Annotated in this window: 29 protein-coding genes; 21 read left to right on the top strand and 8 right to left on the bottom strand. The window is 54.6% G+C overall.

The features are described 5' to 3' along the window. Positions 1 to 174: 174 nt before the first annotated feature. The 5 genes from HJV72_RS11215 to HJV72_RS11195 all read left to right on the top strand — a co-directional run bounded on the left by HJV72_RS11215 (position 175) and on the right by HJV72_RS11195 (position 4,924). Positions 175 to 630: a hypothetical protein gene (locus tag HJV72_RS11215; protein ID WP_208071071.1), complete on the top strand. Its 456-nt coding sequence runs from the start codon at positions 175 to 177 to the stop codon at positions 628 to 630. A gap of 18 nt (positions 631 to 648) precedes the next feature. Further along, positions 649 to 966, top strand: coding sequence for an integration host factor, actinobacterial type (gene mihF, locus HJV72_RS11210; protein WP_208071069.1), 318 nt, complete (start codon positions 649 to 651; stop codon positions 964 to 966). Between the two features lie 1,191 nt (positions 967 to 2,157). Further along, a complete protein-coding gene (locus HJV72_RS11205; RefSeq protein WP_208071067.1) occupies positions 2,158 to 2,688 on the top strand; it encodes a plasmid mobilization protein in 531 nt (176 codons plus the stop codon). Between the two features lie 62 nt (positions 2,689 to 2,750). Beyond that, a complete protein-coding gene (locus tag HJV72_RS11200) occupies positions 2,751 to 3,947 on the top strand; it encodes a relaxase/mobilization nuclease domain-containing protein (protein ID WP_208071065.1) in 1,197 nt (398 codons plus the stop codon). Positions 3,948 to 3,976: 29 nt separating this feature from the next. Further along, positions 3,977 to 4,924, top strand: a complete 948-nt coding sequence (locus tag HJV72_RS11195) for a hypothetical protein (RefSeq protein WP_208071063.1) — start codon at positions 3,977 to 3,979, stop codon at positions 4,922 to 4,924. A gap of 308 nt (positions 4,925 to 5,232) precedes the next feature. Here the strand turns inward: HJV72_RS11195 and HJV72_RS11190 are convergent, their stop codons facing one another. From HJV72_RS11190 to HJV72_RS11180, 3 genes are read right to left on the bottom strand one after another with little or no spacing between them, the layout of a single operon-like run. Next, complete coding sequence (locus tag HJV72_RS11190; RefSeq protein ID WP_208071061.1) at positions 5,233 to 6,135, bottom strand: helix-turn-helix domain-containing protein; 903 nt, start codon at positions 6,133 to 6,135, stop codon at positions 5,233 to 5,235. Positions 6,136 to 6,144: 9 nt separating this feature from the next. Next, the gene (locus HJV72_RS11185; protein WP_208071059.1) at positions 6,145 to 6,864 is read right to left on the bottom strand and encodes a class B sortase; all 720 of its coding nucleotides are present in this window, start codon (positions 6,862 to 6,864) and stop codon (positions 6,145 to 6,147) included. A 29-nt stretch (positions 6,865 to 6,893) separates the two neighbouring features. Continuing rightward, positions 6,894 to 7,775: a hypothetical protein gene (locus tag HJV72_RS11180; protein WP_208071057.1), complete on the bottom strand. Its 882-nt coding sequence runs from the start codon at positions 7,773 to 7,775 to the stop codon at positions 6,894 to 6,896. A gap of 908 nt (positions 7,776 to 8,683) precedes the next feature. Here HJV72_RS11180 and HJV72_RS11175 point away from each other — a divergent pair. The 14 genes from HJV72_RS11175 to HJV72_RS11110 all read left to right on the top strand — a co-directional run bounded on the left by HJV72_RS11175 (position 8,684) and on the right by HJV72_RS11110 (position 15,977). Then, complete coding sequence (locus HJV72_RS11175; protein ID WP_208071055.1) at positions 8,684 to 10,210, top strand: RNA-guided endonuclease TnpB family protein; 1,527 nt, start codon at positions 8,684 to 8,686, stop codon at positions 10,208 to 10,210. A 29-nt stretch (positions 10,211 to 10,239) separates the two neighbouring features. Further along, on the top strand, positions 10,240 to 10,389 hold the full coding sequence (locus tag HJV72_RS11170) for a hypothetical protein (RefSeq protein ID WP_208071053.1): 150 nt from the start codon (positions 10,240 to 10,242) through the stop codon (positions 10,387 to 10,389). A gap of 68 nt (positions 10,390 to 10,457) precedes the next feature. After that, positions 10,458 to 10,823: a hypothetical protein gene (locus HJV72_RS11165; protein ID WP_208071051.1), complete on the top strand. Its 366-nt coding sequence runs from the start codon at positions 10,458 to 10,460 to the stop codon at positions 10,821 to 10,823. Beyond that, complete coding sequence (locus tag HJV72_RS11160) at positions 10,820 to 11,266, top strand: hypothetical protein (RefSeq protein ID WP_208071049.1); 447 nt, start codon at positions 10,820 to 10,822, stop codon at positions 11,264 to 11,266. The genes HJV72_RS11165 and HJV72_RS11160 overlap by 4 nt, the downstream gene beginning before the upstream one ends. Positions 11,267 to 11,278: 12 nt before the next feature. Next, on the top strand, positions 11,279 to 11,776 hold the full coding sequence (locus tag HJV72_RS11155) for a hypothetical protein (protein WP_208071047.1): 498 nt from the start codon (positions 11,279 to 11,281) through the stop codon (positions 11,774 to 11,776). Next, complete coding sequence (locus HJV72_RS11150) at positions 11,773 to 12,591, top strand: hypothetical protein (protein ID WP_208071045.1); 819 nt, start codon at positions 11,773 to 11,775, stop codon at positions 12,589 to 12,591. Before HJV72_RS11155 ends, HJV72_RS11150 begins: the two co-directional genes overlap by 4 nt. Then, a complete protein-coding gene (locus HJV72_RS11145; RefSeq protein WP_208071043.1) occupies positions 12,581 to 12,802 on the top strand; it encodes a hypothetical protein in 222 nt (73 codons plus the stop codon). Before HJV72_RS11150 ends, HJV72_RS11145 begins: the two co-directional genes overlap by 11 nt. After that, positions 12,792 to 13,082, top strand: a complete 291-nt coding sequence (locus HJV72_RS11140; protein ID WP_208071041.1) for a helix-turn-helix domain-containing protein — start codon at positions 12,792 to 12,794, stop codon at positions 13,080 to 13,082. Before HJV72_RS11145 ends, HJV72_RS11140 begins: the two co-directional genes overlap by 11 nt. A 143-nt stretch (positions 13,083 to 13,225) precedes the next feature. Continuing rightward, the gene (locus HJV72_RS11135; protein ID WP_055213556.1) at positions 13,226 to 13,405 is read left to right on the top strand and encodes a hypothetical protein; all 180 of its coding nucleotides are present in this window, start codon (positions 13,226 to 13,228) and stop codon (positions 13,403 to 13,405) included. An 18-nt stretch (positions 13,406 to 13,423) separates the two neighbouring features. After that, a complete protein-coding gene (locus tag HJV72_RS11130) occupies positions 13,424 to 13,606 on the top strand; it encodes a hypothetical protein (RefSeq protein ID WP_208071039.1) in 183 nt (60 codons plus the stop codon). After that, a complete protein-coding gene (locus HJV72_RS11125; protein WP_208071037.1) occupies positions 13,600 to 13,776 on the top strand; it encodes a hypothetical protein in 177 nt (58 codons plus the stop codon). Before HJV72_RS11130 ends, HJV72_RS11125 begins: the two co-directional genes overlap by 7 nt. A gap of 29 nt (positions 13,777 to 13,805) precedes the next feature. Then, a complete protein-coding gene (locus HJV72_RS11120; RefSeq protein WP_208071034.1) occupies positions 13,806 to 14,219 on the top strand; it encodes a hypothetical protein in 414 nt (137 codons plus the stop codon). A gap of 50 nt (positions 14,220 to 14,269) precedes the next feature. Beyond that, entirely contained in the window at positions 14,270 to 15,679 is a 1,410-nt protein-coding gene (locus HJV72_RS11115; protein WP_208071032.1) for a hypothetical protein, read from the top strand. A gap of 67 nt (positions 15,680 to 15,746) precedes the next feature. Then, positions 15,747 to 15,977: a hypothetical protein gene (locus HJV72_RS11110; protein ID WP_208071030.1), complete on the top strand. Its 231-nt coding sequence runs from the start codon at positions 15,747 to 15,749 to the stop codon at positions 15,975 to 15,977. A 175-nt stretch (positions 15,978 to 16,152) separates the two neighbouring features. Here HJV72_RS11110 and HJV72_RS11105 read toward each other — a convergent pair whose 3' ends face one another. Continuing rightward, complete coding sequence (locus HJV72_RS11105; RefSeq protein ID WP_208071028.1) at positions 16,153 to 16,923, bottom strand: DUF2726 domain-containing protein; 771 nt, start codon at positions 16,921 to 16,923, stop codon at positions 16,153 to 16,155. 107 nt (positions 16,924 to 17,030) lie between these two features. Here HJV72_RS11105 and HJV72_RS11100 point away from each other — a divergent pair, with 107 nt between their 5' ends. Further along, the gene (locus HJV72_RS11100; RefSeq protein ID WP_208071026.1) at positions 17,031 to 17,675 is read left to right on the top strand and encodes a hypothetical protein; all 645 of its coding nucleotides are present in this window, start codon (positions 17,031 to 17,033) and stop codon (positions 17,673 to 17,675) included. A gap of 163 nt (positions 17,676 to 17,838) precedes the next feature. Here the strand turns inward: HJV72_RS11100 and HJV72_RS11095 are convergent, their stop codons facing one another. Further along, a complete protein-coding gene (locus tag HJV72_RS11095; protein WP_208071025.1) occupies positions 17,839 to 18,027 on the bottom strand; it encodes a hypothetical protein in 189 nt (62 codons plus the stop codon). A gap of 263 nt (positions 18,028 to 18,290) precedes the next feature. On the opposite strand from HJV72_RS11095, the gene HJV72_RS11090 reads away from it, so the two are divergent. Continuing rightward, positions 18,291 to 19,244 carry a DUF5688 family protein gene (locus HJV72_RS11090; RefSeq protein WP_208071024.1) on the top strand — a complete coding sequence of 318 codons (954 nt, stop codon included), beginning with the start codon at positions 18,291 to 18,293 and terminating at the stop codon, positions 19,242 to 19,244. Positions 19,245 to 19,304: 60 nt separating this feature from the next. Here the strand turns inward: HJV72_RS11090 and HJV72_RS11085 are convergent, their stop codons facing one another. The 3 genes from HJV72_RS11085 to HJV72_RS11075 all read right to left on the bottom strand — a co-directional run bounded on the left by HJV72_RS11085 (position 19,305) and on the right by HJV72_RS11075 (position 21,435). Beyond that, the gene (locus tag HJV72_RS11085) at positions 19,305 to 19,520 is read right to left on the bottom strand and encodes a hypothetical protein (RefSeq protein ID WP_208071023.1); all 216 of its coding nucleotides are present in this window, start codon (positions 19,518 to 19,520) and stop codon (positions 19,305 to 19,307) included. Positions 19,521 to 19,956: 436 nt separating this feature from the next. Further along, complete coding sequence (locus HJV72_RS11080; protein ID WP_208071022.1) at positions 19,957 to 20,541, bottom strand: GIY-YIG nuclease family protein; 585 nt, start codon at positions 20,539 to 20,541, stop codon at positions 19,957 to 19,959. A 282-nt stretch (positions 20,542 to 20,823) separates the two neighbouring features. Further along, positions 20,824 to 21,435, bottom strand: a complete 612-nt coding sequence (locus tag HJV72_RS11075) for a hypothetical protein (protein ID WP_208071021.1) — start codon at positions 21,433 to 21,435, stop codon at positions 20,824 to 20,826. Positions 21,436 to 21,501: the final 66 nt, after the last annotated feature.

Here is a 21,501-nt window from a genome sequence, read left to right as displayed (position 1 = left end):
ACGCTTGTTGATTAAGGCAGAGCTTTCCGGTTGCGTTTAGATTGTATGATCTTGGGCAACTGATCAAATCACGATTTGTATACGTCTTGATAGCCCCCTGTTATTTGTATCTGGTTGATGGCGATCAGCCGATCAAGATCAGTGTAGTTGGGACACAACTGAAAGGAAGCAGAAATGCCAGAAACATCATTGCGAAACGATGAGCAGATACGCCGCAACATCGAGCTCGCTTACATTGGCTTAACCTTTAAAGGCGAGCTGGTTGACGCGGCGAGCCTTACCAAGGAAGTCATAAGCATCGGCCGCATGGTCGCAGACAACTCGCTTGCGGTATTGGTTCAGAAGTCAGCGCGTTTGGTTGGAACGATCAAGGACATCAAGTTCGAAGAGTCAAGTCAGCGCTATCTCGTTACTTTCCGTGCAAACAACAGTGACGAGGATGAGATTGTTCGCTCCGAGCGAGTCGACAGCCAGCGTGGCGAGACCGTTAAAGAGTTGTGGGGAAGGAATAACCTTGGTGGACATAGGGTTGTTCTCTATAAGCACAACGAGCGTGTTGGTGAAGATAAGAAACGCGAGAAAGGTTATCGAGTAGCGCCGTGGGTTACTGATCTCGGTCTTGCTCGATAGCTGAAAGGAGTTGTTACCATGATTGAAAGCACGCCTCCAAAGCTCACCAACGAAGAGCGATTGGCTGCTCTTGAGGCAGCTAAAGTTGCCCGTGTGAAGCGGGCTGAGGTCAAGAGAAAACTTGCAAGCGGCGAGATGTCGGTTGAGGAAGCGATCAGCATGAAGGACGATGAGATTATAGGTCGTCTTAAAGTTGTCGATATGATCGAAGCGGTTCGAGGATTTGGCAGCGCCAAGTCGGAGAAGTTGATGAAGGAGATCGGGATCGCAAAAAACCGTAGACTTAAAGGGCTCGGCTGGAAGCAAGCAAAAGAGTTGATTGATCGTTTACCCTAAAAGCATTTGGATTAGAGAAAACACCTGAAGGCTCCTCAGAAATGGGGAGCCTTTTCTATTCAAAGCCTCCGCTAGGATCCCCCTCAGAGGGGAATCCGCTCACCGGGACATGTATTTCTTTTTTGCAAAGCCAGAAAATTTGAAGTGTCCGCCCGGGTTTACGCACTTTCCCACAATCCCGGCTCCTACTGGCTTTAGTAGTGCCCTTCGAGCGCCGGAATCATGGAAAAGTGGAAAACCCTCCACCACCTAGAATCACCCCTAGAGGGCGATTCGGCTCAATCTGATTTCATCAAAAGGCTCTTCCAAAAGAGCCGCATCAACGAGCGCGAGCGAGCGTATCAATCGATGCGAAGGCATCGCACAGTGAGCGAAGCGAACGTCCTAGGGTGTCGCAATTTGCAACATCAGATGTGCGGGAGCATCCATAACTGAAAGGCTAACTCATTCAAGAAGTTAGCCGTATCAGCGAGCAGCGCGAGTGGATCAATCAGATCAAAGATCTTCCGAAAACGCAGCGTTTGCTTTGCAGAGATCCAATTGGAAATCAAAAAGAGCGGTTACCCAATCAAAAGAGCAAGCTACACCAAATCCTTGTTGTCCCGCCTGAGGGCGGGACGCTCCGGCGAAGCCATCGGAACGCGGGGAGGCTTCTCCCCACGCCCCGACGTCATCGCCGGAGCCCGCTGCAGCTCTCCGTTCGGACCCTTCCAAAGGGCGGCTCCACTGCGAGCTTACGCTCTCGCTACGTTCCGTTCGAACCCTCCCCATAGGTCGGCTTCACTGCACTTCGCTCACTGTCTGCGCAGGATCACGGGGAGGCTTCTCCCCGCAATTCTGCTCCGCCAACGAACCCCCTTCGGGAATCCGTGCAAGCTTTCCTTAACTCATGGTAATATAGCTATCGCTAATTACCACGGTTAAGGGCTTGCCGGACTGGTCGGGACTGCGGCATCGGACTTGCCGATGTCGGTTCCCTGTCCGGGGTTCCGGGTGCTGCGCAGGAATCGCGTTGGCGATTCGCTTGCACCCTCCGATGGTTCCGCTTGCGCGAGCCATCGGCGAATAGCCCGAGGCCGCTCGGGCAAAGGTAAGTGCTTTTCCGCTCCGAAACCGAGGCAGCTCGCTTTGCGAAGCGGACAAAGCCGCAATGTACGAAGATGCGAGGACACCAAGAAAGGAGGCAGACAGTTGAACAAGAAGAGAGGCGACAAGGCCACCATATTGTTGAGCATGACGAAGATAGAGAAGGAAGCCCTTCAGAACCTCGCCAAGCGCTCAAACGTTACAGTGTCCGAGCTTGTGCGCCTAGCGCTCGTCTACCAGGCAATTGATTTGCCGGAGGCGCCGCTAGGCAATGTCGGCAGCTTGGACAAGGAAGAGCCGCGCACCAACTGTATTCAGGTTCAGGTGACGGACAGCGAGAAGCTTGCGCTGAGAGAGCGTGCCGAATCGCTGGGTTGCAGCATGTCGGACCTTGTTCGCCGCAGCGCTATCCAGGGCAAGGTCGTCCAGCAGAACGAGATCGACATCGAGGCAGTGCGGCGCATGACCCATGAGCTCCTGAAGCAAGGCACGAACCTCAACCAGCTCATGTACTTCCTTAATGCAAACGGCATAGCGGCCTTCGATCCAGCAGAAGTGCAGCAGGTGATTTGGAACGTGCGCGATGCTGTCAGGAAGGCCACCGAGTTGACCGAGATGCTGAAAAGCCAAGTGTAGCCTCAGTGCAAATCCTATATTCGCAATTGAATGCGAATACGAATCGGAAAGGAGGAAGCAGGATGACGATCATAAAGCTGAAGCCCGTTACCAGCGAGCGCCATGGCGAGAACGTGCGCCGTTACCTGAACGGCAAGGATGCCTTGGCACGCGATGGCTGGAACATCTTCCACAGCGAGCATTGGTATGCGGAGATGGACCGAACGCGAGAGCTGTTCGGACACAACGAGCCGGCGAAGCGCGGCACGAAGAACACCATCATGTACCATCAGATTCTCGCTTTCCTCCCTGAGGAGTGCAGCGTGAACGGCGGCAAGATGACCCCTGAGCACTGCATGCGCTACGCAATGGAGTACGTAGCGAAGCGCTACCCGAACAATCAGGTCGTCTTCGCGCTTCACGAGGAGAAGGACAAGCAAGGCAAGCGCTATGCTGTGCACATGGCGATCAACCGAAGCGACCTGATGACCGGCAAGCGAATACACGGTGAGGGCGGGAAGAACGGTTACAAGAAGCGTGTAGCCACCGTTCGTGAGATGGATTCCGAATGGGGCTTGAAGCAAGTTGAGGAGGGCAAGCCCAACTCCCTTATCCGCAATCGCAGCCCACGCGATGCCGAGAAGGCGATCATCGAGGACGACCGTTACAGCTACAAGAACAATCTGCGAGAGATCGTTGCCTCAGTGATCAAGTCGCCGAATGTGCGTAGTCTCGGCGACTTCAAGAAGTGGATCGAGGAGTTCGGTGGCGAGGTCGATGTTCGGGACGACAAAGTGTACGTGACCGACACCGATGTCCGCGAGACCGGCAATCCGAAGTGCACCTTTGACATTGGAAAGCTGGACGGCCGTTTCACTTTGCAAGAGATCCAGAAGTCGCTCGAAACGAAGAGCGTGCAGCAAGGCAAAGAGCCCGACAACCCGAAGGCCGTCTACCTTGCCCGCATCGACAAGGCGCTTGCAGCCTATCGCGAGGCCGCCAAGCAGATGGGCGCCGATACTCCCAAGCTGAAGCTGCCGAAGCGCCCAGACTCCCTCGTGGGTGACCGTGACGTCACCGACAGAATTCTGGCTGCCTCGCGTGCTGCAGAGAAGATTCGCAGCAAGGCAGTCCCGAAGCGCAGCGGCGGTGAGCAGCTTCCCGGTCGCGGCGGCAAGGGCTCTGGCGGCGGTACCCATAATCGTGCCCGCACGCATAGCCAGACCGTTACACGGAAAAACGGTCGCGGCGGCGGCGAGCGCAGCAACACCAGCAGGTAAAATTCAATTGAAGAGAGAGGAGAATGTGCATGAAGAACAGCAGCAAGGCAAAAGCCGCGCTCGACGCGCAGGAAAAGTTGCCGCTTGATGAGGATCTTGACAACGAAAACGAGGGAGGAGACTTGAGCCAGGAGGGGATGGCGGAGTCCGATGCTGCGATGCTCGAAGATGCGAAGGCAAATGTCGCGCAGGACGATCTTATCGGCATCGTGATGGGAAACGATAACCCGGATGCCAACGAAACCGGCTCCGCCCCAGAGCAAGGCAGCGAGCATGAGCCTGAAGTTTCCGATCAGCAAAGCAATCAGAATCAGTCAGACGATCGGTCAGCTGAGCAAGAAGAAGGCGAAGAGCAGCAACCAGCAGACGAGCAGGAAGCTGAAAAGTCGGCACAGGAAGATGTCCAGAAGGAAAAGGCAGAGGAGTTGCCTGCAGCACCGGCAACCCCGGCTTCGCAGGCATCGACCGCCGATCCCGCGATGGCTCAAATGCTCATAAAGCTGACGACGGACATGAGCATCCTGCTCGATCGCATCGATCGGCTTGAGAAGCGCATCGAGGCAATCGACGGCAGCACCCGCGATGCGAAGGCAACCCAGGATGCTTGCCTGAAGCTTGCCCAAAAGACCAACGATTACTTCACCGATGCCGGGAAAAGGATTGATGATGCGGTGAAGAGCAGCACGCAGGATGCGGTGAAGACCTTGAACGAAGAGTTCGCAAAGGGCATGCGCTTGTGCGCTCAAAAGGCGTCCGAATCGGTGAACACTGTCCGAAAGGATGCCGCCGAGACGATAGACAAGGTGCATGCGCAAGCCGTGGAGCATATCCATGAGCTGGAGCAGGCAGCCTCACGCCGCTCGAAGATGTACTTCATGATGAACCTTCCCGAGCGCGTCCTGAACTATGCGAAGTACCTTGCCATCCTGATCGTGTTGGCATTGGCCCTGGCTTTCGGAATCGAGCATTTCATGTAAAGAACGTTCGGAAGCGAAGGGATCCAGAAGGATGGCAGGAAACCGCCCGAATGGGCTCAGAGTTGTGCAAAGAAGAAGGCAACATCCTCCCGTTGCTCCCCAAGATAAGCTAGACCTAAATCATATTGCTGTGCTATAATTCAATGGCTATATGGTTATAGCACTCGTCTAAATGAAAGGCTCCTAGCGTCCTCGCTGGGAGCCTTTTTGCATAACAGAACAGTTATCTGCAAGAGAAGACCATTGTCTCACACATACAAACGTACAAAAAAGGAGCCGAATCAGGCTCCTTTTCCATTTTCTAATTTCTAAGCTCCCTTTTCAGAGTAGACGGCGAAATCCGCTTCCCAATTCTTGTGAACCGCAGCGATTGCGCTTGCCCCACGTTCGTCTGTAGCTTCAATGGCGAACCCGTTTCCATAGGCAACTGGCTGAAGTCTCAACCGTTTGGCGATTTGAAGCAAAGCTGACGCTGCTCGGTTGGGATCGCCGAAGTCGTAAAGCATTAGCTCGGTTATATCGATGTTGAGCGCTTCGGCTATTGCCGCCTGCCTATCTTTTTTCGGCAAGCGTCTACCCTCCTCGTAGCTTCTTAGGGCGCCGACCGAGATATGAAGCACGTCGGCCAATTCACGTTGGGTGATGGGGATGGCATTCCGAAGAGCCTTCAGCTTCTTGGCAAAGCAAGATTGAATCCAATTCTCTTTAAGCTTGCACTGTTTGTTGCAAGAATGATCGGCGAGGCGCAATGGAAAATCGTCTGAAAGGTACGGGAGGCAAAAGTGCTCCTTCCAAGTTGCGAAGTCGCCGATAGAGATATGATGCGCCCATTCCTCGATGAATCGTTTCATGAATGAGGAAGAAGGGAAGAGCAAGTTTTGCTTCTTGTCTTCGATAGGGCATGTTTTGACTCGTAAACCGTAAACTTGGCAAATCTGGCGCAAGCCTGCTTGAAGCTCAAGATCGTTATCGAACAGGTAAATGCAGATAGATCCGACAGAAACATCAAGGGCATCGGCGAGCGCGTTGAGCGTTGTGATTTTCGGAAAGCAACGTCCAAGCTCGTAATTCCGTATCGCATTTTCAGAGATCCCGCAAAGCGAACCAAGCTCTGCTTGCGTGAGCCCTTTGCCTTCTCTAAGCAACCTAAGGTTGTCGGCAAACAATTCGGCATCGAACTGTCTATCGATAAGGATGCCCTTGTTGATCATCTAAACCCCTCACTCGCTAGCGAACACAAGCGTCCGCTCGTTCTTCCACCTGTTGTACGAGCACGTGACAAAGGTGTAGTTCCGGGACGGCACCGAGCTGTCTATCACAACGTCGGCGGATTGCGCCCTCTCTGCGTACCACCGACCGAAATCAGCCGTATCGGTAAACGAGGTGCGCTTCGACCTGTCCGTTCCCGCGTTGATCATCTCGGCGAGCTTAACCGAGAGGATATGCTTTTCCCCCGGCATCTGAAGCAGCACCTTGCCGTTTTCCTTTGCGAAAGCGGCATCCGTGTACTTGGAGAACGCCGAGAACACCGTCTGATCGTTCATGTGATGTCCGAATATCACAGAGTTGTACGATTTGAACCCCGCAGCCTCACAGCCTGCATCGAGGTAAGGGCATCCGTAGACGTTGTACTTCCCATAAACATCGTGATGAAGATAGTATTCAGGGTCGTCGGAATGCGCCTGCACGATAGGCGAGTCTATGTTGGTCCCAGGCACGGTGACCCAACCGATGACGTCCGGGTTAACCGATTTCCAATAGTCCCAGTCGACCTCCGGGAACCCGTAAGGGTCGAGCGACACCTCCCGAGCCTGCCCGCCGGGAGATGGGTTGCCCGCCTGCTCCATGGACCAAAGCGTGAATCCAAGAATTCCTGCCGCAACCAAGAGTATCCCGCAGATCCCCATGGCAATCCTGCTCTTAACTTTATGCGAGATCATTCAATCCCTCCTTCCTAAGCGAAAGCGAATCAAGCTTGAAGCTTTCTCATCATTTGCAGACAATTATGCGAACAGTAGCACTTCCTGCTTTTGCCTTTAACGAAGAAAGGAAGTCCACAATAGACGCAGATTCCAAGGTTTATCGACTTATAGCCGAGTAGCGATAACCATAGCCGACTTTCAAGATTGGAAGCCAATAGATCACCTTCATGATATCCATTGAAACCAAAGTCCAACTGATAATCGCCTTGCCTAAGAAGACTCGTGGCAAGGTCATGGAAAAGGTTGTAGGCAGAAGCAAGGCTGCTGTCTGCATATGGGTTGAACGCAATGCCCTTCTTGCGCAGGTACCCTTCAAAGAACCTGTATGCCCGCTCATATTCGAAACCAGATAGGAGAGGTCCCTTTCCTTGCTGGATTGCTGCTTTCAGCGACAGAAGGAAAACAAGCAGGTTTTTAACGGCAGTCCAATCAGAGAGATTTTCTATGACGAATTTGCTTTCAGGATCACATGTGGCCAAAGCATGCGAAAGCGTTTCTTCGCGCGAAAACGAGAACTTCGCGATAGCGTTCCGAGCGCTTGATTCTTTCAATGACGAGACATTTCTATGACCGACTGAGAAGAAACTACATTCGGATGCAAGTGCAGTTCTGCTTGCCCGTGAGAGGTGCGGGGAAACACTGTTTTTCACGAGCTTGCCTTCAAGGCTTAAAGGCATTCCAAATTCTTGGATAGTGCGGAGCAATTGGAGGGGGTTTTTAGCTGCAAGGAAATTATTGAGAAGTCGAGCCTCTTCGGAGCTGTTCAGCAGCGAACCCCGTGGTTCAGATGCCTGTTCAAACTCTTCAGAGCTTAATGTCCAAACCAGCTGATGCGCCGATGTCTCATCCTTCGTCAGAATAACCTGCAATGCAACCTCCTTCAAAAGCCTTTAGCACAACTACGCCGAGCAAGGCAGAGTTGCAAGGCACAGCCGGAACCGTATCGACAAGCTCCATATTCCCGTTTGTGCATCACTAAAAACATGCTAACCTGTATACGTTGTGTTCAGAGTATACAATCAAAAATACAAACGGTGCCCCGCTAACCCGGGCAGCATCGTTTTCAAGTCAAAGCCAGGGACCGTGCAAAAGTTGCCTGGCTTTTTTCATGTTCTGATACAGTCGTGGGACAACAGATAGAGAGCATCTAAGGAATCGTTCTGCTACAATGGATCCATACCGTGATCAGAACGGGAATCTACGCCTGTGGAGAGCATATCTTCTGCGAGAAATCGCGGAAACCGCTCGCTGAAGCAGGAAGACCTGGTGCTTTTCCCGGTTCCTTGAGATATGAAAGCCCTGTTCACACAGCGGTTTCAACTGCGTAGGTTTTGGAACCGGGTGATGTGCCACGGTTACTGAACCGTAACTTGCACGATCAGCTTGTTGTTCAGTTTTGGAACCGGACAAAGCATCAAGCTCACTGAACGCACCGTGCAGCGATACTCGTTGCCTCGGCTGACCGATTTGATTAAAAACCATTGCTGATGAAAGCAGTGGTTTTATTTTTAGACGATGATACCTTAAAACGGAAGGGTCCCGCGTTAGCCGCCCGAAACCGAAAGCAATGAAAATCCCTCCTTCAAAGCTCAATGCAAATAATTGGAAGGCACGGGAGAGCGTCGGCGCATGAAGGCAGATTCAATGTCGGTACAACGACAAACCCCCTTTTCAGAGAACAAAAAGGCAACCTTTTTCCGATTTAATGTCTCCCAGAGACATTAAATACGCTACAATGTATCTATCAGGAAAATCCTCTTACGAAAAGGATAACGATATGCCAAACGAGAAGAAGGGCGACGAGGAGCACGGCGTCCGCCTGTCCTACAAGTTCTGCATCTACCCGACCCCATCCCAGTGCGAGGCGATCAAGGCGAACATCGACGCATCGCGCTTCGTGTACAACCACTACCTCCGGGCAAGGATGGATGCCTACGAGCGCACCCAGCAGGAGGTTCGCCGGCCCAAGCCCGCATGCGACGAGCAGGGCAACGTGCAATACGATCAGGATGGCAAGGAGATATGGGAGCGCACCGAGGGCGGCAAGGTCGTCTTCCACACGATCCCGAACCCGACCTACGATCCCGCAGCCAAGGTGATGTCGATGTTCGACACGTCCAAGGACCTGACGCGCCTGAAGAAGGAGCTCGTAGACGAGGACGGGAAGCCTTGGCTCAAGGAAGCCGACGCCACAGCCCTCATCTACGCCCTTCGCAACCTCGACACTGCCTACCAGAACTTCTTCCGTGGCATCAAGAAGGGGCAGGACGTCGGTTTCCCCAAGTTCAAGTCCCGTAAGAACCCGGTCCAGACCTACAAGTCCGGCAACGTCAAGCTCGCAGGCTGCGACCTTGATGACGGCAAGGCCGAGGCTGCGGTGGCGGAGATACCCTCGCCGATCCCTGCCGACTGGGACCTTGCCGGCATCAGCTGGAACGGCATCGTGCTCCCTAAGATCGGGAAGGTGAGGGCGAGGATCCACCGCATCCCGGAGGGCAAGTTCGTGAGCTGCACCGTGGAGCGCAAGGCAAGCGGCGCCTACTACGCATCGACCAACGTCAAGGAGCGGGAGCTTCCCGCGTACCCAGCCGCAACGGGCGAGGTCGGCATCACGTTCGGCGCCTCCCACTGGGCGGTGACCTCCGACGGTCAGGTGATGGACCTGCCGGAGAGGATCGAGCGGCTGCAGAGGCGCCTTGCCATCGCCCAGCGAGACCTTGCCCGAAAAGAGCCCGGCAGCCAGAACTACCTGAAGCAGAAGAGGAAGGTGGCCCGCATCAACGAGCGTATCGCCGATGTCCGCAAGGCAGCGACGCATAACGCGACCAGGGAGCTCATCAACGGCTACGGCACGATAGCCGCCCGACAGATGGGCTCCAAGGAGATGCAGCAGCATGACGGCGCGGCGACCAAGGACCTTCCCCGCAAGGTGAAGAAGATGCTCAACCGCAAGATGATCGACGGCAACTTCGCGGAGTTCAACCGCCAGCTTGCCTACAAGTCGGCATGGGCGAACCGCACGTTCGTCGAGGTTCCCGGTGACACTCCTACGGCCCAGGTGTGCAGCCGATGCGGTCATGAGGAGCTTGTCCTTGCAAGGGACTTGCGCCCCGCATGGACCTGCCCGGAGTGCGGCGCAAAGCATGACCGCAAGGCAAACGGAGCGCAAAACGTATTGGAAGCCGGCAAGGACATCCTTGCAAAGCAGGAGCAGTCCTTCGTCACCAAGGCGAAGAGGTCCCGCGAGAAGAAGCGAGCCGCAAAGCCCAAGAACAGCGAAAAGCAAAACGATTGGCAGCTTTAAGCTCAACGACAAGAGAAGGAGACAGAGTAATGGAAGAATTGGCGATTAAATTTGTGGTGCTAATAGTTATGGTCGGGATCGGGCTTGCGTTCGACCGATGGGTCTTCCCATGGGAAGACGTCGCGGACGGCGACAAGCCTGCGAAGTACGTCCCCCTGCACGAGCAGTTCAGAAAGTAGCCCAAAATGCCCAAATTCACTGCCCACCTAATAGCCCTGCTAACAGACAATCAAGAAGGAGCGTCCAGATGACGAAAAGCATTGCATACAGGCTAGCCCTCACCGCCCTTGCCGCGGCAGTGCTCGCGATATGCCTCGACCACATCCCGTTCGAGGTCGGCGTCTGCCTCACCTCGAGAATCGCCTCGGCAGTAGCCGGCATCCTAGGTCTGGGCATGGCACTGGGGACGTTTCCCAACGCATTCGGCATGGATCCGAGCCGCAAGTCCTTCAAAGCGCTCTCCGTCATCGGCTGCATCGCTGTAGGCTTCAGCTTCGCAGCCTGCCTTGCCGGCTACACAGGCTACGGCTACGGAATCGCGGCGGCGGTGGACCTCATAGCCTTCTGCTGTGTTGGCATCAGCTCATTGAACGACGAGAAGGAGCCCAGATGACCGATGGCAAGTCAACCCTCACCTTCGTGATACAGATCCTTACAATAGCGATCCTGATTGCCTGCCTGTCCATTATCCTGCCGATCAGGCAAAGCCAACTAGAGCGTTACCCGTTCCAAGACGGTAACTACAGCCTCCGTTCTGTCTCCAACGAGAACGGCCAGTACGATATAACGCTGGTGCTCGCCGAAGGTACGGGCATCACCGAAGCGAAAAGCGTTTCAGTATCAGAGAACTCCGATTACGAGCCTGAATCGCACACGGAGGGCGGAATAACGTACATATCGCTGCAACCAGGGGAGCGTTATGAGCTGCATTCCGAGGAACGCTATCACATGACATTGAGCGAGTCCGAAGTGCAAGTGCAACCTGTAGATGACGGCACCCAACGAATCGAGAAGAAGTCCTCAATCCTGGGCACGCGATACACCCTCTACATGTAAAAAGGAACCGATATGCCCCTAACCAACACTGACATACAAGGCACCCCAGAATACAAGCTGAAAGCCCTCTACGAGGAACTTGATGCTTCTAAAGCAGCATATGCAAAAGCGAAAGCAGAGCGTGAGCGTAAAGTGAAAGCTACTTGGAGAACGCCTAAATATATAGCAGCTATTGCTTTGGGGAGCCTGTCGGGGATGGTGGTTCTACTAGGTAGCTTATGGTTTTTCGGCTCTTTAGCTATTGGGTTGCTGATTGACAGCTGGAAAATCGCAGCTTTTCCGTGGTCGGGACCGTTTTTCCCATACGCTTTCGGGGGTTACTTGGTTTCGGTGCTCATTTTGATTCCGTGCGTATACGTAGAAAGAAAGATGAACCCGGAGTATCACCCAGTCATGATTCCTGCAGGCATACGCACAGAAGGTGCAATCAAAGAAGACATCCAAGCCCTGTTAAAGCGCAACCCCTCCCTGAAAACCCTCAACGAAGAACTGAAAGCAGGTCTGAAATGACCGCCGAAAAACCACCGCTTAGCAATCAAGGCGAAACCAGCCGCGAAGCAGTAACCGACCGCCTTGCAAGGCTCGATGACTACGGCAAGCTGGAACTGTTCTCAACCTGTCACAACTGTGCGAAGTGGCAGGAAGTCCTCTTCGCTGACAATGAGCACTGCATAAAGCCAAAAGTGGCAAAAAGCCCTCCTTCCAGGCACCCTTTTTGTCTTGGCAGCAGGAGTGTACAACTTCGTGATTCTGATAGGAGCGATGTTCTGATGCAGGAAATGATTAGCGTAGACAACAGCAAGGCAGCGGTAGGCCTGCTCGGCAAGCTGCTCCAACTGTCCTACATCGAGCAGTGCATACTGCTCGATCATATAGAGGACGGAATGACCATCGAGGACCTTGTTGCCTCCTTGAAATCCTCCGCCAGCCATGAGGCAAAGTCCATAGCCAAGCGTATCGAGGCGCTTAGCGAAGAACTCAACGGTTCCGGTGAGCAAGATATGGCTAACGTCGCGGAGGAAATGGGAATAAAGATGCCTGATATCGATCGAAAGAGCATGGTCGATGCGGACATCGAGGCGGTAAAGCAGAACGTGATCATGGGCATAAACTGCACGAAGCATCCAGGCGAGGACGCATGGGATCCGACCATCACGGCTGCAAGGCTTTTCGAGAAGGCGGAGAAGGCGCTCTTGAGAGACGCCGACGCCTATTTCGCCCAAAGGGCGGCGCAGGAGGCCCTGAGCCTGTTGAAGGCCAATGAGCGGCAGATCGAGCAGCTGCACACGTTGCTTGAGCAGGAAGGTTCGAAAGATGATCGATGACGATAAGCGCCGGGAGACAGCGAGAAGGCTGCGAGCTGCCGCAGAGCAGGCGGACCCGGCGGTAGGAGTGTCGGAGTTGGAGATATTCTGCATCCTCGACGTGGACATGGGCGGGGAGCGCGGCTTTGCCGACATGCAAGACGTTCTGCGCCTGGCAGACCTGATCGATCGACCGGCAAGGCAAGGAAGCGAAAAAGGCGATGAGCGGTAGAGGACCGAAGACCCGCCTTTCTGCCAGCGAACGGGCGGTTCTGTCGCTGATCGCCGAATACGGTGATGGGGGAGCAGTCATCGCAAAGGACAGCCTTGCGAAGACGATAGGCAGGACCGTCCGCACAGCGCAGCGTGTGGTGAGGTACCTGCGGGAAAACGGTTTGATCGAGTCGATTCCCCAAAGCGACCGATCTGGAGGCGCATCGCCAAATCTCTACGTGATCACATCGAAGGGCTTGATGGAGCTCCGCAAGGAGCGAGATCAAGAAGAGAGATGATGAGAGCAATTGGGGGCTCGAAGCAGGAAAAATTTTGGCAGGAAAGGCGCCGATAACTCTTTGCAAATATTCTATAACTCTAGTAGTCTATATATAGGACTATAGAGTTATAGAACACTAGAGAGGTAAAGGAGGTCGAGGAAATGGGACCAGTCGAATGCATAATCGCGATATTGATGACGCTTCTTGTCTTCCGCGTTGTCTGGCAACTCACGAAGAAGGTGCTGGCGATGCTGGCGGGCCTGTTCCTGATCTCCTTGGCCGGGCTTGCCGTCTTCGCAGTCTACAGCGGAGTGACGAGTCTCGTTGGAATGCTCTTATGAGAAAGGAGTGTGATCGCGATGTCGAAAGACGACGAGGACCGGCTTGTTCAGATGAACGTGCAGGTCCCGAACTGGGTAAGGCAGCGGTTGCGCGAGCGTTACGTGCGCACAGGCGAGGGACAGTCCGCTTTCGCCCGCCGTGCGATAATCCGCCTGCTTGAGGAAGAGGACGAGCAGAGGCCGAAGGATGGGCAATGTTGACGGCAGTGTTGGCGGTCACCTTCCTTGCCTTCGTGTTGGCAGTGTTGGCTTTTGGCTACGCAGGACGCAAGGAAAGCCTCAAGCTCATCTTGGCAACCGGCCTCACGATGATCGGGACCGCTGTGGCAGTCATAGTGGTCACAGCGCTCATCGTTGTGACGGGTGCGTAAGGGACAAGAGGCGAAAGGAAGGCTAACTGATGGAGACGACCTCATGCATCCTAGGCATCATATGCCTCGTTGCCCCGCCGTTCTTCGCGATGCTCGCAACGCAGGGGCTTTACAGCCTTGTGCGGGGCAACGGCTTCGGGCACCCATGCCGACTCGGTTTCGGCATCGGCATGGTCGGTTTCTTGCCGATGCTTCTCATCGTGCTCGGGATCAAGGCGGATGCGTTCTTCCCAGAGCTCGGCGCTACATTCGTTGTCACCGTTGCAGCAGCGGTCGGGCTTGTCCTGGCAGTCATCGCCCCCATCGTTTGGCTTAGGTTCCTGAAAAGCGAGGACGCACAGCAAGACGCATGGGAAGAGGAGGACCGCCGTAACCGCGAGTACCTTGTCGTTCGGCATCGCGAGCAGAGCAGCAACTACGGCAGGCATGCCGATATACGATAAGTTAGGAAAACAAAAAAGCGATTAGAAAAGAGACGAAAGGAATGAGATACATGGAAGAGAACAACAAGCAATCCGGCCTCGATCCAGAGGCGAAGACTGAGAAGCTGGAGGCAATGCCCGCCGATCAGGGGCAGGCAGACGCAACCGAGAAACTTTCGGCAACGGAGATCCCCGCAGACAAGCCCAAGGTCGCGAAGATGGAGACCGCAGAGCGCCGCATCGAGAAGTCCCTGGCAAAGCAGGGCGTTGAGCACGGCGAAGGCGATGTCCACGATGCGTTGATCCCGCTCTACGAGCGCTACGAGCTCACTGGTGCCACGCCGACCCAGGAGGCATTCGCCGAAGCCTGCCGAAACCAGAACGCAGGACTCCACGTAGCTAACATGGCGAAGAACCCGTTCCGCCCAACCGGAAAGCGAAACGCCCTAATCGCCGTAGGCTGCGCAGCTGCAGCAGCTCTGATCATCGTAGGAAGCGCATTCGCGTACAGCTCCACCCACCAGCCGGAGCCGAAGCAGGAGAGCGAGCCCGCCGCAGCTGAGGTGAAGCAGGTAGAGGATCCGACCATCCACGCAAAGGTAAACTGCGATGGCTGGAACCAGGACACCTCCACGCCCATCGTGCTGAGCATCTACCAAGGCGACGTCAAGGACACGCTCACCAGCACCGATGAGAATGTCACCGCCCCCGAACCGATGGCGGAGAAGCAGGTGGTTGCAGGCGAGGACACCGAGATCACCGAGATCACCGAGAAGGGAACCTACACCCTTGCGATCGTCGGCTCCCCGATGCTCGATGACGGCACCTTGTTCAACCTCCCTGAGCCGCAGGTAGTGGAGTACGACGGCGAGCACGGGGCATCCATCGAGATGACGCTCACGCCCAAGGCAGCCGAGAACGTAACCGAGGCAGACATCGCAGCCGCCCAGGCAACGGCAGTGGCAGCCGGCACGGACGCCGGAAAGGCCTCCAACGCCGCAAACGCTGCCAACAGCAAGGCATCGAGCGCCCAGGGCGGAAACGTCGCAACAGGCAACAGCACCGCCGCCTCGAAGAACAACAGCAACAAGACCGGCGTAACCGCCCCAAGTCAAGGAAACCAGGGAGGCAACACCGGCAGCAACCAAGGCGGAAGCACTCAGCCCCATCAGCACAACTGGGTTGCTAAAACAGTGCATCATGATGCAGTTTACGAGAATCAGACTACCTACATTCACCACGATGCAGTTTACGAGAATCAAACGGTTTCTGTATGCGTAACTTGTGGAGCTGAAAATCCTTCTTTGCAGCATTCTAAGAATCATGCATTAAATGGGCAGAGCGATCAGGTTGTTGAAAAACAAAAGCGCGTTAAGGTTAAGGATGCTTACGATGAGCCTGTTACAAAGTCTGTGCTAGTGTCTGCAGCCTATGATGAAACCGTTGGTTATTACTGCTCCACCTGCGGTGCAACGAAGTAACAGTAGCGTAACCCCGTTGGGTTGTGCTATAATACTAGTATTGTTGCGAAAAAGGAGGGAACAGCGGATGGAATCAAGATCCGAAACAGACATCCTTGGTCGCCGCTGGTACCGGATAGACATCCTGAAAGGCGACCGAACCTACGACCGCCTCACGATAACGGCAGAGTCCGACAAAGCGGCTGAGCTGCAAGCTCACCGCGAGGCAACCCGCCTCGCTCTGGTCGGTAAGAGCAGAACGCTTCGCCTGTACCCAGACGACAGAAGTCACCTAATAGCAGAGATCAAGTCAAGATAAAGAAAGAGCCACAGGAGCAAAACCCTGTGGCTCTTCTCATATTCGCATTCGATTGCGAATATCACTTTCCAAGCGCTTGGCCCAGCGGCATGATAGCATCCAGCAAAGCAACGATGCTGTTCATGGTGTTGCCACCGTGAACATCTCCAGTCACGTAAACCAATTTCAATCTCCTCTACGTATGAAGCTCCCGTCTTGCCTCTGCGATCAAGCGGCGCTTATCGAGCCATTCGTTCATTTCCTCATCGTTCATGATCTTCTGGCACCGGAAGAGCGGGATTCCCGCTTTCATGAAGCAGCAGTCTTTGAGGTTGTCCTTCTTCCGCGCCTCATCCGTGCCATGCGTCGAGTCGTCCAGCTCGATGCCGAACAGGAACCGGTCGCTTTTCCCCAATATCATGAAATCGATATGCAGCTGGGCAAGCGTCCTGAACCAAACCGCGTTCTCGTCCGGATCGTTCGTCTTGACATCCAGGATGTCCATCAACCGCACCTTCGGGCAAACCGTGAGCCCTTGCTTGCCGCAAGCACGGTGAAGCACCTTGTAGAAGGCGTGCTCCCTTTTGGAGAATAGCCCGGTGCGCTGATCGATGGGGAGCTCGTCAACCGGCGGGAGATGGTCGAGATCGAGCCATTTCCTCTGATCGCCGCTTGAATCAACCGTTGCCGAGGCTTCCTGATGCTTTGGCGCTTCCTCATGCTCAGCAGCCAGCTTATCGTGCTCTTCGATATGCCGGTCGATCAGATAGCTGTAGAACGATCGGCTTTGATTGGCGGGTATCATGCGCTTCTCGAGATCGGAGAGAAGCCCTTCCTTCCTCATCGCATCTACAAGCGCGATTTGCCTCTCCGTTGGGGCAAGTCGCTGTGCATTCCCTTTCGAAGCCTTATGCGATGAGAACGCCCGTTTCTCCGATTTTCCCCGTACGCGCCTACGGAACCCCAAGAGCTTGCCGAAAAGGTACACGAGCAGAAGACCGATGGCAATGAACTCGAAGAAGCTGGTAGATGAGGAATCCAAGGCGAGCCTCCAATCAGGATGGTTGTAGTTAGATGGTACCATTCATCGCCGCCCGCGCCGCACCCATCGCGCCGCTGGGCTCGCCGAACGCATCGAAGCTCCATTCAACGCGACCTCGATGCTGGACCCATCTGCCAAAGCAAGTTGTGCAGGTCACGGCGGGCTTTCTGCAAGGCAGAGCCTTTTGCCGGAATGCCCGTGCAGAATCCCTGTGCGTGATACAATCCACCTGTACCCGCGTCGGTCGGGGAACCTACGCCTGCGAAGAGCTTGTTGGCTCGCTGAACCAGGAAGACCCGGTGGCAAGCAGTGGGGCTTCGGTGCAGCAAACCCACCAGAATCAATCCCGGCTCACCGTCCTGCTTTGCCTGCCGCCATCAGCCACCGGACACTCGCAGCGTCGTCCTCAACGCAATCTCAATGTACTCGGGAGCGCAGCAAGCTCAAGCTTTCCGTTCCCGCAACGCAGCAGCCTGCCTTTTTCCCGAAGCAGAATCCGCATTGCGTGGCGTGTTGCTGCCGTGAATGTCCCGTTTTCAATGCCGTGTTCCCGAATCGTCCGACAACCTTACATCAACGAGCGCAAGCGAGTGGATCCGCGAAGCCCCTCAGCGAGCATCGCGAGCGTATCAATCGGCGAACAGCTGTTCAGTGAGCTAAGCGAGCGCATCACCTGAATCCCCCGCAACTCAGATCATCAGCTGTGCGTGAGCCCCAACGCCCCCGCAACCCAACACCATATCGAAAGCGAATCGCATCCTATTCGCCCACATCTCGCAAGCTTCCCGCACAGCACCGGCAGGCAAGCGCAGCGCAACTCATCGCAACCGGCACATCGCATCAACTTCCCATCTCCCTCGCCGACAACCTCGGACGCACGGCAAGACGCTGGCAAATCACCTCAACTGCCTGCATCCTGCAAGAATTGGCTCCCATGTCATGGCACCTGCCGCCATCTCTCAATGTTCCGTGACCCAGCACCGCCAAAAGCCCGAAGCAGCCCCTCAGAATCGCCAGCAGCCACCTCAAAGCTCATTTCCCCAGGTCGCAATTTGCCGTTGGTTCTTCCCATATTCAGGCTATTCCCTCATGTTCGTTCGCCTTGCCCTCAGCACCTCGGTTGCTTGTATGGTTTCTAACACCCCCGTCCCGTACCGCAAGGGCTGCCCTACGGCGCATCGACGTGCAAGCCCGCCTTGTCCCTTGACGCTCCGTTCCTTAGTGCGTTTGACCGAAACCAAGCAACGAAGGTTGCTGAGAACAAAACAAACAAGAACAAGGAGGAACTGAAAATGAAGGAAGGAAACACAACGGCAATGCTTGAGCAACTGAGACTTAGAGAGGTGGCGCTTAACAGCATATTTGCGAAAACGGGGCAGAAGATCCGAGTGAAGGCGGTCAAGGTGCACAAGAACAACAATGAGCGAGTGGGCTTGGAGGTGCGCGACAAGGAGCTTCCAATTGTGCTGACGTATTACCCGACAGCGGACGACATGATGCAGCCAGATGTTCGTCTGATTGAGAGGATAGTCGATGTGCTGAGAGAGGAGCGGGATGAAGTCGGCCTGATCGTGCACGAGCCGGACCGCGACGAGTTCACAGCTAATTTGGTGCCTGAGGTGATGAGCGTGGAGAACGCCAAATGGCTGGAAGCGGATGGCAGGCCATGCAAGATCGTTCTCGATATGGTGGTGACGCTTCGCTGCCTGTGGAGGGTCGATATGCTCGCAGATTCCGAGAAAATCGCAAGCTGCCTGGTGACGAAGCAAGTTCTCGATCGCTATAGCCTGAGCGAGAGCGAGGCGTTCGCGATCGCGATGCAGAACTTGGAGGAATCCGCAGAGATCGTCCCGATACGTCAGGTTGTCGAAGAGCTTCTTGGGCACGAGGTGCCGGAGAACGACTACGAGCCGGACATGTACATCGTGAGCAACCGCCTCCGCACTAACGGGGCTCCGCTCATGTTCTCCAAGAAAATCCAAGGCGAGCTTCTTGAGATGTTCAGGAAGCGAAGCGTAGCGGTGCTTCCATCGAGCATTGACGAGTTCATCGCCATCAGCGCAGATCATATGCCGATCGAGGAGTTGAAGGATATGGTGGCTGAGATCAACAGGACGCAGGTAGCGCCTGAGGCTCGCCTGACCGATGAGGTGTACGTTATCACCGGAACACCGGAGAAGCCGATACTCGGCATGCACACCAGCTTGGGTCTTCCAGGGCAGACGTTCCTAGTAGCTCGCTACTAACCAATCAAGGCAGGCTCGGTAACTTGCACCCGCCGGGTCTGCTTAAAGCAACGAATTGTATCACGCACAGGGAGAGCCTGCCGACATTGCATCCCGGTAGGCTCTTCCTTTTTCCATGCCCGCCACGACCTCACCCCGGTCCGCACCCATCGCGGACCGGGGTTTGAATCGCCATGCGTTCGGAAGGAGCTGCCGGTGGCAGGTCCTGTAGATCTCTGCCCGAAAGAAATTTTCGGCCGAAGCTTTGCAAGAAGTTGCTTGTATGCTATTATTCATAGCAGAAAGTCTCCTATCGTGATTGTTTCTTGATAGGTATGCTTTTACGCTGTATCCCCTGGTCTTCGGATTAGGGGAATTTTTTGTTTTATGTTCCTTTTGCCATAAGCTTCGGTACAGCGTAGAATATGGGCGCTATTGCAGTGTCCGTCTGATTTTGCGGGTGAAGCCTTCTCAAAGAGAGGAGGTGAAGCCCATGATGAACTTTATTCTTGGAATTGCCGCTTTATGCGGCATCGCCGATTTCGTAATCGAGCGTATCGAATCTGTTCGCAAGATTGTGCGGAAAAAGAAGATGAACAAATAGAAAGAGCCAGGTAAATGCCTGGCTCAAAGTAGATTTGCTTCACCCGTTCTCTAACGACCTAGGAAATTGTTAGTATATCGGCGGGCGCTGCGATGGTTTTATTATACCAACACATTTGTTGAACGCAAATTATCTTCTTCTCGATCCACCAGCGGTGTTGTTGTACGAGCTTGTGGCGTTGAATGCCTTGATGAGTTTCTTCTCCAAAGCATTCATCTGCTGTGCCGGGCATGGCACGATCTTCACGAAAACAGGCTTTCCGTTTCGAACATCGGCATAGACATCGCCGTTGCCATGTCCCGTGAGATGGTTCCGCACACGGGAGCATACATGCAGGGATTGCCCCACATAGACGTTCTCATAAGCCTTTCCATCAGGTGAAGGGGAGGTGACGATTACATAGCAACCTGGCTGGTCCAGCATCTTGTATCCGCCGGTCACCTTGTTCCCTGATTTTGTCGTTTTCCAATTCCCAAGGAAATTGCCTGCGGAAATCATCTGCGAACCCAAGATGCTCTGCCGCAGCGCAGCTTGATGCTGCCTTTGCCGCTCGATGGCGATCAGCTGGATGCAGCCTGCGATGATTACCAAGAGAATCATTATGATGGCGCCGATGGAAATCTCGAAGTTGAGGAGATCTTGCCCGGCAAGGTTTCCCTCAAATCCCATCCGCATCAACCTAAGCCAGCTGTCTGCATATGAGGTTATGTTCATTGAAGCCCTTTCTTTTCGCTTCTTCGATTATAGCCGATATGCCCCTTAACCAGGCTCTTTACCTAAAACCTCAGCGAGCACCGCGAGCGTATCAATCGGCGAACAGCCGCTCAGTGAGCGAAGCGAGCGTATCCCTGAAGTCCCCGCAACCCGGATCATCACCTCTGCGTCAGCCCAAACGCCCAAAACGCCCCCGCAACACAAAAAAAAACCCCACCGAACAGAAGTTCAGCGAGGTTCTTAAATTCGCATCCGAATGCGAGTTTCGCTGCACGAATCGCTCTACGCCTCGGTAGGCTGGTTAACGTTTTCGTTCTGCACGGTCTCCGGATCGGCCGAAACCCCGCAAGTGGAGCACTTGTAGTCTTTCAGGACGGACTCATCGTATGCCGCTTTGTCGGTTACCGGCTCGTCCCATGCATCCTTCACCTTCACAGTCTCCTTGTGCGGAACCTGCTTGGTCAGCCCTTTGTGACCGGTTTCTCTCAGATGGTCGGTGCCGTCGTTGGTATCCGGGTCAAAGTACTTGCCGCAAGTGTTGCACATGGTTGAGTAAACGGTTTGATTCTCGTAAACCGCGTCATGGTGGACCACGTGCGTCTCGGCGTCATGGTGGACCGTCTCGTATTCGGCAACCCAGTCGTGCTTATGCACATCCTGGGATGCCTGCGAGTTGTCAGAAGTGTTTTGGTTGTCAGCAGGTTGCTGTTGCTCTTGCGCGGCAATCGGCTCAGGCTGTTGCGATCCATGGATCGCAAACCCGATGCCGATGCCGGCTGCGAGCACGACGACGGCTACGGCGATTGCAATCGCCGCGATGCGGACGTTGCCAGTCGGCTTGCCGTTGTCGCTTGATGCCTCCTGCTCGTTATGGGCGTTTTCGCTGTCTGCCATGCAGTCACTCCTTTCTTGAAAAGGGGAGGGTGCCAACATCGGCACCCTCCCAAATGTTTCAGCAGG

Source organism: Extibacter sp. GGCC_0201 (genome assembly GCF_017566055.1).
GTDB lineage: Bacteria > Bacillota > Clostridia > Lachnospirales > Lachnospiraceae > Extibacter.
The sequence above is the reverse complement of the archived record's forward strand: the minus strand, read 5'-3'. Positions and strand labels throughout refer to the sequence as shown.

Coding starts and splice junctions, on each gene's coding strand:
- HJV72_RS11215 (WP_208071071.1), top strand. CDS start 175: ATGCCAGAAACATCATTGCGAAACGATGAGCAGATACGCCGCAACATC.
- mihF (WP_208071069.1), top strand. CDS start 649: ATGATTGAAAGCACGCCTCCAAAGCTCACCAACGAAGAGCGATTGGCT.
- HJV72_RS11200 (WP_208071065.1), top strand. CDS start 2,751: ATGACGATCATAAAGCTGAAGCCCGTTACCAGCGAGCGCCATGGCGAG.
- HJV72_RS11195 (WP_208071063.1), top strand. CDS start 3,977: ATGAAGAACAGCAGCAAGGCAAAAGCCGCGCTCGACGCGCAGGAAAAG.
- HJV72_RS11190 (WP_208071061.1), bottom strand. CDS start 6,135: ATGATCAACAAGGGCATCCTTATCGATAGACAGTTCGATGCCGAATTG.
- HJV72_RS11185 (WP_208071059.1), bottom strand. CDS start 6,864: ATGATCTCGCATAAAGTTAAGAGCAGGATTGCCATGGGGATCTGCGGG.
- HJV72_RS11175 (WP_208071055.1), top strand. CDS start 8,684: ATGCCAAACGAGAAGAAGGGCGACGAGGAGCACGGCGTCCGCCTGTCC.
- HJV72_RS11170 (WP_208071053.1), top strand. CDS start 10,240: ATGGAAGAATTGGCGATTAAATTTGTGGTGCTAATAGTTATGGTCGGG.
- HJV72_RS11165 (WP_208071051.1), top strand. CDS start 10,458: ATGACGAAAAGCATTGCATACAGGCTAGCCCTCACCGCCCTTGCCGCG.
- HJV72_RS11160 (WP_208071049.1), top strand. CDS start 10,820: ATGACCGATGGCAAGTCAACCCTCACCTTCGTGATACAGATCCTTACA.
- HJV72_RS11155 (WP_208071047.1), top strand. CDS start 11,279: ATGCCCCTAACCAACACTGACATACAAGGCACCCCAGAATACAAGCTG.
- HJV72_RS11150 (WP_208071045.1), top strand. CDS start 11,773: ATGACCGCCGAAAAACCACCGCTTAGCAATCAAGGCGAAACCAGCCGC.
- HJV72_RS11145 (WP_208071043.1), top strand. CDS start 12,581: ATGATCGATGACGATAAGCGCCGGGAGACAGCGAGAAGGCTGCGAGCT.
- HJV72_RS11140 (WP_208071041.1), top strand. CDS start 12,792: ATGAGCGGTAGAGGACCGAAGACCCGCCTTTCTGCCAGCGAACGGGCG.
- HJV72_RS11135 (WP_055213556.1), top strand. CDS start 13,226: ATGGGACCAGTCGAATGCATAATCGCGATATTGATGACGCTTCTTGTC.
- HJV72_RS11130 (WP_208071039.1), top strand. CDS start 13,424: ATGTCGAAAGACGACGAGGACCGGCTTGTTCAGATGAACGTGCAGGTC.
- HJV72_RS11125 (WP_208071037.1), top strand. CDS start 13,600: ATGTTGACGGCAGTGTTGGCGGTCACCTTCCTTGCCTTCGTGTTGGCA.
- HJV72_RS11120 (WP_208071034.1), top strand. CDS start 13,806: ATGGAGACGACCTCATGCATCCTAGGCATCATATGCCTCGTTGCCCCG.
- HJV72_RS11115 (WP_208071032.1), top strand. CDS start 14,270: ATGGAAGAGAACAACAAGCAATCCGGCCTCGATCCAGAGGCGAAGACT.
- HJV72_RS11110 (WP_208071030.1), top strand. CDS start 15,747: ATGGAATCAAGATCCGAAACAGACATCCTTGGTCGCCGCTGGTACCGG.
- HJV72_RS11100 (WP_208071026.1), top strand. CDS start 17,031: ATGGTACCATTCATCGCCGCCCGCGCCGCACCCATCGCGCCGCTGGGC.
- HJV72_RS11090 (WP_208071024.1), top strand. CDS start 18,291: ATGAAGGAAGGAAACACAACGGCAATGCTTGAGCAACTGAGACTTAGA.
- HJV72_RS11085 (WP_208071023.1), bottom strand. CDS start 19,520: ATGAATAATAGCATACAAGCAACTTCTTGCAAAGCTTCGGCCGAAAAT.
- HJV72_RS11080 (WP_208071022.1), bottom strand. CDS start 20,541: ATGAACATAACCTCATATGCAGACAGCTGGCTTAGGTTGATGCGGATG.
- HJV72_RS11075 (WP_208071021.1), bottom strand. CDS start 21,435: ATGGCAGACAGCGAAAACGCCCATAACGAGCAGGAGGCATCAAGCGAC.